This is a genomic window from Pseudomonas sp. P5_A12, assembly GCF_056400685.1.
Map to the genome: position 1 here is coordinate 1 of NZ_JBFUKU010000210.1, position 9,528 is coordinate 9,528.

The window sequence follows — 9,528 nt, forward strand, 5'->3', positions numbered from 1 at the left end:
CCTTTTTCATGGTGTCGCAGGCTTTGATGCCGAAAAGGTGCAATGTTTTGCTTGAAACGGTCAAGGAATTGCCCCCTTTGCAGGTGCTGGAAAAAAATGGTGACGGATTATGCCATGGCCGTTCGGTTAAAACGCAAAACCTGTAGGAGTGAGCCTGCTCGCGATATCGGTGGATCAGCCAACCCTAATGGTGGATGTTCCATCGCTATCGCGAGCAAGCTCGCTCACACGGGGTTGTCTGGCAGTTCGGGTTGGGTGTGGTGAAAGGGTCTTGGTGCAGTCTAAGCGACTAATGTGGCAATTCGATTCTGCCGATTCCCTTACGTTTGTGGCAGAAGGCGCTGCAGGTTCAGCGCCAGTCCGGAATCAGAGGTGATCTATCGGTCGCGGTTTAGGGTAGATTTTGCGCATGGCTCGACGATCAAGCATGCTGATTTTTGAATGATGACCCACTTCAAAATCGCCCAAGGTCACTTCATTGTCGACGGGATAATGCATGATTGAATCTTTGTCATACGGTGGCTGATTCAATTGCTTGCRCAAACGGATAGGCCTTGGCCATGAAGGCTTTATCTTTTTCGCTAATAACCAGGTTGAGGTAGATCTTGAAGTCGCCGTGGGTCCATTCCTGGCGGACGGCGTAGTGCATGATCGACAGCGGATCATAAGTCGAATAATTCACCTCGCCTGGATCGAGAAGATTGAAATAGCGTTCATCAACGATACGTCGCCCGTAATCACTCTCGTCAGCGTCTTCGTCTACTCCATGGGCTGCATAGACTGCTGGTTTGTTCCAGGGGATGTTCGCCTCGGGGTGCAGGTGTTCATGCTCCGCGCCCAGCACGTGTCCAAACTCGTGCATTACATTGGCGGCAAAATACCGAGGCACGTGCAGGTCTGGCGAAAGCAGCATGGTGGGGCCGTCTTTCACCAACAAATTGCTAGTGCCGATATAAGAATGGTAGACGCCTGGTTCCATGGCAATGCGGATATCACCCTCATTTCCCTCAACGAACTCAAAATTTAGATTGATGTGCGGCAACCAGTTATTTGCAGCGGTCTTGACGGCATCCTTGAATGCCTGGTCGCCATTTAGGAAGGCAATGCGCAATGTGCGACCAGGTGCCCAGAAGTGGGTATGCCTGATGGCTGCCCGTTTCTTGCGACTGGATGCAGAGGTGCCGCTATTTGCAGGGTTCTCGGTGATGGCAACTTCGTAAGAGGCATTAAGATCTATTTGTGTTTTGACGAGGCAAAGTGATGCGATTTCCATAATTAAACATCCATGTTTGTGGTTGGTTTAAAAAATATTTTATTGAGTTTGTGTGCGGACTTTATTAGTTGTCTGGTGCGCAGGAAAAGAATAAGTCCGCGGTGGATGAAAGTGAAGTTATAAGTAAGTTGGTTCTATTGCATTATGTAAACCCGAACGGCATTGCACCGTTCGGGTATTTAACTTCAAGAGCGTTGGCGGGTGACAAAGGCGCGTATGCGCTCAGCTGCTTCGACGCATTCAGCCAGCGGCGCTACCAGCGCCATCCGCACTCGACCTGCGCCAGGATTAAAACCGGCAACTTCACGGGACAGATAAGACCCCGGCACCACGGTCACATGTTCTTCAACGAACAAATCACGGCAGAACGCTTCATCATCGCCGTCAACATTGGGCCACAAGTAAAAACCGCCATCCGGACGCTGTACGTCCATTACCGGGCCGAGAACCTCCAGCACGGCATCGTACTTCTCGCGGTACAGCACACGATTGGCGCGCACATGCACTTCGTCATTCCACGCGGCCACGCTGGCCAGTTGGGTCTGAACCGGCATCGCGCAACCGTGGTAGGTACGGTACAGCAGGAAGCCTTTGAGAATATCGGCGTCGCCAGCCACGAAACCCGAGCGCAGGCCGGGCAGGTTGGAGCGCTTGGACAGGCTGTGGAACACTACGCAACGCTTGAAGTCATTGCGACCCAGTTCCACGCAGGCGCTGAGCAGGCCAGCCGGCGGGGTTTGCTCGTCGAAGTACAATTCGCTGTAGCACTCATCGGCGGCGATCACGAAGTCGTATTCGTCGGCCAGGGCGATCAACTTCTTCAGGGTGTCGACCGGGATCAGTGCACCGGTCGGATTGCCTGGCGAGCACAGGAACAGGATCTGGCAACGCTTCCAGATGTCCGGCGAAACCACGTCGAAGTCCGGGTTGAAGCCGTTTTCATCCAGGCATGGCAGGTAGTGCGGCTTGGCTCCGGCGAGAAATGCTGCGCCTTCGTAGATCTGATAGAACGGGTTCGGGCTGACCACCAAGGCGTCGTCGCCCCGGTTGACCACGGTCTGAGTGAAAGCGAACAACGCTTCGCGAGTGCCGTTGACCGGCAGCACGTTGCGCGCCGGGTCGAGCCAGCCGCTCGGTACGCTGAAACGGCGTTCACACCAGGCGGCGATGGCTTCACGTAGCGCCGGAATGCCGAGGGTGGTGGGGTACACCGCCATCTGATCCAGATTGCTGGCCAGGGCTTCGGCCACGAAACTTGGCGAGCGGTGTTTCGGCTCGCCGATGGACAGCGCGATAGGGCGTTTGTCCGGGTTTGGCGTGACGCTGCCGAGCAGGGCGCGAAGTTTCTCGAACGGGTAAGGCTGGAGCTGGGTCAGAGCGTTGTTCATGGGGGCCTCGTTCAATGTGGGAGCCGGCTTTTGTGGGAGCCGGGCTTGCCCGCGATAGCATCACCTCGGTGCACCTGACAGACCGAGGCGCCTGCATCGCGGGCAAGCCCGGCGCCTACATAAGCGCTTTCCCACAGTGGGATATTTGTTAGTTCAGATACTGAGTCGTGACAATTTGATATCAGGTTCATGGCTGACGCTCAGCTGTTCAACGATTGCATCCTGCAAGCGGCTGCACAGCAGCGGGTCGGACAGCTGCTGGTTGTTGGCGTCGGTAATGAAGAATACGTCCTCCACCCGCTCGCCCAGCGTGGCGATCTTGGCGTTTTGCAGCGACAGGTCGAACTCCAGGAAAATCGTACCAATCCGCGCCAACAGCCCCGGACGGTCGGGAGCCGTGAGTTCCAGCACGGTCACCGGACGCTGGGCGTCGTTGTGAATCGTCACCTGTGGTGCAAAGGCAAAATGCTTGAGCTGGCGTGGTACCCGGCGCTGAATGATGGTCGGGTAGTCGGCCGGGTTGCGCAGGGCTTCAGTCAGGCCGTCGCGGATCTGTTTGACCCGCGCCGGGTTGTCGCCAATCGAGTCGCCGTCAGTGTCGAGCACGATGTAGGTGTCGAGGGTGAACTGGCTGCTGGAGGTGATCACCCGGGCGTCGTGAATGTTCAGGTTGAGCTGGTCCATCGCGGCCACGGTCACCGCGAAGAAATCGTGCTGGTCCGGCGCATAGATAAAGATCTGCGTGCCACCTTCGAATTCGCGCTGTGTGGTTTCCTTGACCAGCACCAGTGGCCCGCCGTCGGCCGGGTGCTGGAGAATCGCATCACTGTGCCAGGCCACGTCGCCGGCGGTGTGGCGCAGAAAGTAGTCGTCGCCCAATTGCGCCCACAGTTGCTCGATATCGTCCGGGTCGGTACCGCCGCGGACGAGGATGTCCAGCGCCGCGCTTTGGGTCTGGCGGATTTGCTCTTCGCGATCGACCGGGTTTTCCAGGCCGCGACGCAAGGCGCGCTTGGTTTCGGTGTAGAGCTGGCGCAACAGGCTGGCGCGCCAGGAGTTCCACAGGGTCGGGTTCGTGGCGTTAATGTCGGCGACCGTCAGCACGTACAGATAATCGAGACGGGTTTCGTCGCCGACGGCCTGGGCAAAATCGTGGATCACCTGCGGATCGGACAAGTCTTTGCGCTGGGCCGTGGTCGACATCACCAGATGGTTTTGCACCAGCCAGACGATCAAGCGAGTGTCCCAAACCGGCAGCTGATGGCGCTGGCAAAAGGCTTCTGCATCTACTGCGCCGATATCTGAGTGGTCGCCGTGCCGGCCCTTGCCGATGTCATGGTACAGCCCGGCCAGGTAAATCAATTCGGGCTTGGGCAGTTTGCCCATGAGCTTGCTGGCCAGCGCGAATTTTTCTGACGCCTGGGTGTACTGCAACTTCCGCAGGTGTTTGATCAGGTTCAGGGTGTGAGCGTCGACCGTATAGATGTGGAACAGATCGTGTTGCATCTGGCCGACGATGAAGCCGAACTCCGGCAAGTAACGCCCGAGAATGCCGTAACGGTTCATCCGGCGCAGGTTGCGATGGATGCCGATCTTGCACTTGAACAGCTCGATAAACAGGCTGGTGTTACGAATGTCGTTACGGAAGTCGTCATCGATCAGGTGGCGATTTTCTCGCAGCAGGCGGATGGTGTCGGCGCGCACGCCTTTGATTTCCGGCTGTTGGGCCATCAGCACGAAAATTTCGAGCATGGCGAACGGCGTGCGACGGAATACGTTGTCGTTACGTGCCTCGATGTAGCCGTCGTGCAACTGGAACCGCGAGTTGATCGGCTGCGGCGGCGCTTCATCTTCCGGGGCGAGGATGACTTCTTCGAAGTGCTGGATGATCAGGTCGCTGAGCTGGGCAATGCTCATGACCACCCGGTAGTACTGCTGCATAAAGTTTTCGATGGCTTGCTTGGCGTCATCGCCGACGAACCCGAGCAGCCCGGCAATCGAGCGCTGGTGATCGAACAGCAAGCGATCCTCGGCACGACCGGCGAGCATGTGCAGCGCGTAACGGACTTTCCACAGGAATTCCTGAGACGAGGCCAACAGGGCGTTTTCGCTCTCGACCAGAAAACCTTCGCCGGCCAGTGCACGCAGGTTCAGCGTGCCGTATTCGCGACGGGCCACCCACAGAATCGTCTGGATATCCCGCAAGCCACCGGGCGAGCCTTTGACGTTGGGTTCCAGGTTGTACTCGGTGTCGTTGTATTTGTGGTGACGGGCCTTCTGCTCGGCACGCTTGGCCAGGAAGAAGTCTTTGCTCGGCCACATGTGCGCGGTGCTGGTAACGTCCAGCATGCGCTGGCGCAAGCGTTCAGGCCCGCAGATGGTGCGGCTTTCCATCAGGTTGGTGACAACTGTCAGGTCGGCGCGGGCTTCAACGGCGCATTCGTCCACCGAGCGAACGCTCTGACCGACTTCCAGGCCGATGTCCCACAGCAACGTCAGAAAACGCTCAATGGAATCGCGGAAAACTTCGTGGTCGGCGCTGTCCAGGAGGATCAGCAAATCGATGTCGGAATACGGGTGCAACTCACCGCGACCGTAGCCGCCGACCGCGACCAGTGCGATGTCGGCGTCTTCACTCCAGTTGAACTGCTCCCAGGCCTTTGCAGGATGTTATCGACGAACCAGGCGCGATCCTCGATCAGCCGGCGAATGTCGCGGCCGCTGCGAAAGCGCCCGTCGAGCACCTCGCGGGCCTGGCGGATCGCCTTCTTGAAGGCTGCGATCGGGCTTGCCTTCAGGGCCAGTTCAGCCTGGAACTGGCCGCGGTCGAAGAGTTCGGGATCCACCTGCGGCATCGATTGGCTTTCCTGTCTATCTATAAGGCTGAGAGCTGCGCGGCTGGGATCAGGCCGAAACGCGGGCGATGGTGTCATCGGCGCGCAAGGTGAAGATCTCGTAACCGGTTTCGGTGACCAGCAGGGTGTGCTCCCACTGTGCCGACAGCTTGCGGTCCTTGGTGATCGCGGTCCAGCCATCGCCCAGCACTTTGGTGTCGGCCTTGCCCTGGTTGATCATCGGCTCGATGGTGAAGGTCATGCCGGCCTTGAGTTCCATGCCGGTGCCGGCGCGGCCGTAATGCAGGATCTGTGGCTCTTCGTGGAACACCTTGCCGATGCCGTGACCGCAGAACTCGCGAACCACCGAGAAGCCGTTCTTTTCCGCGTGCTTCTGGATGATTTCGCCGATGTCGCCGAGGCGGCAGCCGGGCTTGACGATTTCAATCGCCTTGTACATGCATTCCTGGGTCACTTGCGACAGGCGTTCGGCCCAGACCGGCACGGTGCCGACGTGGAACATGCGGCTGGTGTCGCCGTGGTAACCGTCCTTGATGACGGTGACGTCGATGTTCAGGGTGTCGCCATCCTTCAACGGCTTCTCGTTCGGAATACCGTGGCAGACCACGTGATTGATCGAGGTGCAGATCGACTTCGGGTATCCCTTGTAATTGAGCGGGGCAGGGATGGCTTGCTGCTCGTTGACGATATAGTCGTGGCAGATGCGATCCAGCTCTTCGGTGGTGATGCCCGGTTTGACATGTTCGGCGATCATTTCCAGCACATCGGCGGCCAGTTTGCCGGCGACGCGCATTTTTGCGATGTCCTCTGGGGTTTTGAGGGTGACGGTCATACAGGCTCTCTTTGCGCTCGATGGCGCTTGTTGAAACGAAATGGGCGGTATGCGATCAATCTTAGCGGCCCTGAAAAACCTGATTCTATCAGACGATCAGCGCAAATCTGAGCCTCTGTGCATCGCATCTCTCTATAGATTGGCGCATTCTTGAGCGATTCCAAGGGGCGATTAAAGACGTGTGTCCGGTTTTGAGAATCCGGGTTCCGTTTTTTGCAGCCTTGTGGTATAAAATGCGCCGCTTTCCGGGGATGCCCCGAAAGGCTTAAATCCACACACGTGTCGACACGATGACCTGGGTGCCTTCAGCTGATGCTGCTGGTTGGTCATTGGGATACGTGGAGGCCAAACCCGACTTATTAAGGAACTATCATGTCCCAAGTCAACATGCGCGATATGCTGAAGGCCGGTGTGCACTTCGGTCACCAAACCCGTTACTGGAACCCGAAAATGGGTAAATACATTTTCGGCGCGCGTAACAAGATTCACATCATCAACCTTGAAAAAACCCTGCCAATGTTCAACGAAGCTCTGACTTTCGTAGAGCGTCTGGCCCAGGGCAAAAACAAGATTCTGTTCGTCGGCACCAAGCGTTCCGCTGGCAAGATCGTTGCTGAAGAAGCAGCACGTTGCGGTTCGCCGTACGTCGATYACCGCTGGTTGGGCGGCATGCTGACCAACTTCAAAACCATCCGTGCTTCCATCAAGCGTCTGCGTGACCTTGAAGTACAAGCAGAAGACGGTACGTTCGCCAAGCTGACCAAGAAAGAGGCGCTGATGCGCACTCGCGATCTGGAAAAGCTGGATCGTTCCCTGGGTGGTATCAAGGACATGGGCGGTCTGCCAGACGCTCTGTTCGTTATCGACGTTGATCACGAGCGCATCGCGATCACCGAAGCCAACAAGCTGGGCATCCCGGTYATCGGCGTWGTCGATACCAACAGCAGCCCGGAAGGCGTTGACTACATCATCCCAGGCAACGATGACGCAATCCGCGCTATCCAGCTGTACATGGGTTCGATGGCTGACGCTGTAATCCGCGGTCGCAACCACGTTGCTGGCGGCACTGAGCAGTTCGTTGAAGAAGCTCCGGTAGCAGCAGCTGAGTAACTGACGCCTTGGCGTTGACTCAGTAAGCAAAAAGGGGGCTTGGCCCCCTTTTTGCCACCTCGAAAACCGTTTGTCGGCCCCGCACTTGCAGAGCTGTAACGTGCAGCGGCTTACAACGGTGGTTCGGGAAGAATTGATCGCCCGTTCGATCGGGTGGAATGGTTGAAAACCTATCCAAGAGGATTTTGAAAATGGCAGCAATTACTGCAGCGTTGGTTAAAGAACTGCGTGAGCGTACCGGCGAAGGCATGATGGATTGCAAGAAGGCCCTGGAAAAGGCTGACGGCGACATCGAAAAAGCCATTGATGATATGCGTGCTTCCGGCGCAATCAAGGCTGCCAAGAAAGCAGGCAACGTGGCTGCTGAAGGCGCTATCGCTCTGAAAGAAGACGGCAAATCTGCTGTTCTGCTGGAAGTAAACTCGCAGACTGACTTCCTGGCCCTGCAGGACGACTTCAAGGCATTTGTTGCTGCTAGCGTTGAAAAAGCGTTCGCCGACAAACTGACTGACGTTGCTCCGCTGATCGCCGCTCAAGAGGCTGATCGCCTGGTACTGGTTGGCAAGGTTGGCGAAAACGTCAATATCCGTCGCCTGGTACGTGTTGAAGGTGATGTTGTTGGTGGTTACCTGCACGGCAACAAGATCGGTGTTGCAGTTGTCCTGAAAGGCGGCAACGTTGAACTGGCCAAAGACATCGCTATGCACGTAGCGGCCAGCAACCCAGAGTTCCTGCTGCCTTCGGAAGTTTCTGCCGAAGCGATCGAGCGTGAAAAAGCTGTGTTCCTGCAGCTGAACGAAGAAAAAATCAAAGGCAAGCCAGAAAACATCGTTGAAAACATGGTCAAAGGCCGTATCAGCAAGTTCCTGGCCGAAGCCAGCCTGGTTGAGCAGGCGTTCGTCAAGAACCCTGAAATCAAGGTCGGCGAGCTGGCCAAGAAGGCCGGTGCTGAAATCGTTTCCTTCACCTACTTCAAAGTAGGCGAAGGCATCGAGAAGCCAGTAGACAACTTCGCTGAAGAAGTTGCTGCCCAGCTGGCTGCTGCCAAGTCGTAAGACGGTTTTTTAAACTGTCGCCCTGAAGAGGCTGCCCGCTTACGCGCGCAGCCTCTTTTCAGATGGGCTACCAATTTTTTATTGGTTTCCCTTTGGAACTGGCTTACAAAGCCATGTTCCGATGGCGCTGAAGCAGCGCCAAGCTAGAGTGAGCGCAGCTGTAAACAGCTCGCAAAGAATTTTTTAAATACGCCGCAGGAGAGATTCGCAATGGCTCAGCAGGGCAGTGGTTATCAGGCTCGCTATAAACGCATTCTACTCAAGCTTAGCGGCGAGGCCCTGATGGGCTCGGAAGAGTTCGGGATCGATCCGAAAGTTCTGGATCGCATGGCGCTGGAAGTCGGCCAGCTGGTCGGTATCGGTGTTCAGGTCGGTCTGGTGATCGGTGGTGGTAACCTGTTCCGCGGCGCAGCGCTGAGCGCGGCCGGTATGGATCGGGTAACTGGCGACCACATGGGCATGCTGGCCACTGTGATGAACGCCCTTGCCATGCGCGATGCGCTGGAACGTGCCAATATCTCGGCCATCGTGATGTCGGCCATTTCCATGGTGGGCGTGACCGATCACTATGATCGTCGCAAAGCCATGCGCCACCTGAACGCCAAGGAAGTCGTGATTTTCGCGGCCGGTACCGGTAATCCGTTCTTCACCACGGATTCGGCAGCCTGCTTGCGTGCAATCGAAATCGATGCCGATGTCGTGCTCAAGGCTACCAAGGTCGATGGCGTCTACACCGCTGACCCGTTCAAAGACCCGCATGCCGAGAAGTTCGATCATCTGACTTACGATGAAGTGCTGGATCGCAAGCTGGGTGTGATGGATCTGACGGCCATTTGTCTGTGCCGCGACCACAAGATGCCGTTGCGCGTCTTTAACATGAACAAGCCCGGCGCCCTGCTGAATATCGTGCATGGCGGCGCTGAAGGGACCCTGATCGAGGAAGGCCAACAATGATCAACGAAATCAAGAAAGACGCTCAAGAGCGCATGCAGAAATCCCTGGACTCTCTGAACCA

7 protein-coding genes and 2 pseudogenes are annotated in these 9,528 nt (G+C 56.7%); 4 read left to right on the forward strand and 5 right to left on the reverse strand.

Features of this window, described 5'->3' with window-relative positions; translation table 11 throughout:
• Nucleotides 1–366 precede the first annotated feature (366 nt).
• The 5 genes and pseudogenes from AC1DSG_RS22475 to map form a co-directional block, all read right to left on the reverse strand.
• Nucleotides 367–498 carry a hypothetical protein gene (locus tag AC1DSG_RS22475; protein ID WP_477792850.1) on the reverse strand — a complete coding sequence of 44 codons (132 nt, stop codon included), beginning with the start codon at nt 496–498 and terminating at the stop codon, nt 367–369.
• 13 nt (nt 499–511) lie between these two features.
• Nucleotides 512–1,273 (reverse strand): zinc metalloprotease, encoded by a 762-nt coding sequence (locus AC1DSG_RS22480; protein ID WP_477792851.1) that lies wholly within the window; start codon nt 1,271–1,273, stop codon nt 512–514.
• Nucleotides 1,274–1,458: 185 nt separating this feature from the next.
• Nucleotides 1,459–2,661, reverse strand: coding sequence for a succinyldiaminopimelate transaminase (gene dapC / locus AC1DSG_RS22485; RefSeq protein ID WP_477792852.1), 1,203 nt, complete (start codon nt 2,659–2,661; stop codon nt 1,459–1,461).
• Between the two features lie 153 nt (nt 2,662–2,814).
• Nucleotides 2,815–5,516, reverse strand: a pseudogene (locus AC1DSG_RS22490) ([protein-PII] uridylyltransferase).
• Between the two features lie 49 nt (nt 5,517–5,565).
• Entirely contained in the window at nt 5,566–6,348 is a 783-nt protein-coding gene (gene map, locus AC1DSG_RS22495) for a type I methionyl aminopeptidase (RefSeq protein ID WP_477792853.1), read from the reverse strand.
• 372 nt (nt 6,349–6,720) lie between these two features.
• Here map and rpsB point away from each other — a divergent pair, with 372 nt between their 5' ends.
• The 4 genes and pseudogenes from rpsB to AC1DSG_RS22515 form a co-directional block, all read left to right on the forward strand.
• Entirely contained in the window at nt 6,721–7,458 is a 738-nt protein-coding gene (rpsB, locus tag AC1DSG_RS22500) for a 30S ribosomal protein S2 (RefSeq protein ID WP_477792854.1), read from the forward strand.
• Between the two features lie 191 nt (nt 7,459–7,649).
• The gene (tsf, locus tag AC1DSG_RS22505) at nt 7,650–8,513 is read left to right on the forward strand and encodes a translation elongation factor Ts (protein WP_007949329.1); all 864 of its coding nucleotides are present in this window, start codon (nt 7,650–7,652) and stop codon (nt 8,511–8,513) included.
• 210 nt (nt 8,514–8,723) lie between these two features.
• Nucleotides 8,724–9,467, forward strand: a complete 744-nt coding sequence (gene pyrH, locus AC1DSG_RS22510; RefSeq protein WP_003172271.1) for a UMP kinase — start codon at nt 8,724–8,726, stop codon at nt 9,465–9,467.
• Nucleotides 9,464–9,528, forward strand: a pseudogene (locus tag AC1DSG_RS22515) (ribosome recycling factor); the annotation flags it as partial. The gene pyrH and the pseudogene AC1DSG_RS22515, both read left to right, overlap by 4 nt.

Bases quoted from the DNA above. Each gene is read 5' to 3' on its own strand.
- AC1DSG_RS22475 (WP_477792850.1), bottom strand. From the start codon at position 498: ATGCATTATCCCGTCGACAATGAAGTGACCTTGGGCGATTTTGAAGTG.
- dapC (WP_477792852.1), bottom strand. From the start codon at position 2,661: ATGAACAACGCTCTGACCCAGCTCCAGCCTTACCCGTTCGAGAAACTT.
- map (WP_477792853.1), bottom strand. From the start codon at position 6,348: ATGACCGTCACCCTCAAAACCCCAGAGGACATCGCAAAAATGCGCGTC.
- tsf (WP_007949329.1), top strand. From the start codon at position 7,650: ATGGCAGCAATTACTGCAGCGTTGGTTAAAGAACTGCGTGAGCGTACC.
- pyrH (WP_003172271.1), top strand. From the start codon at position 8,724: ATGGCTCAGCAGGGCAGTGGTTATCAGGCTCGCTATAAACGCATTCTA.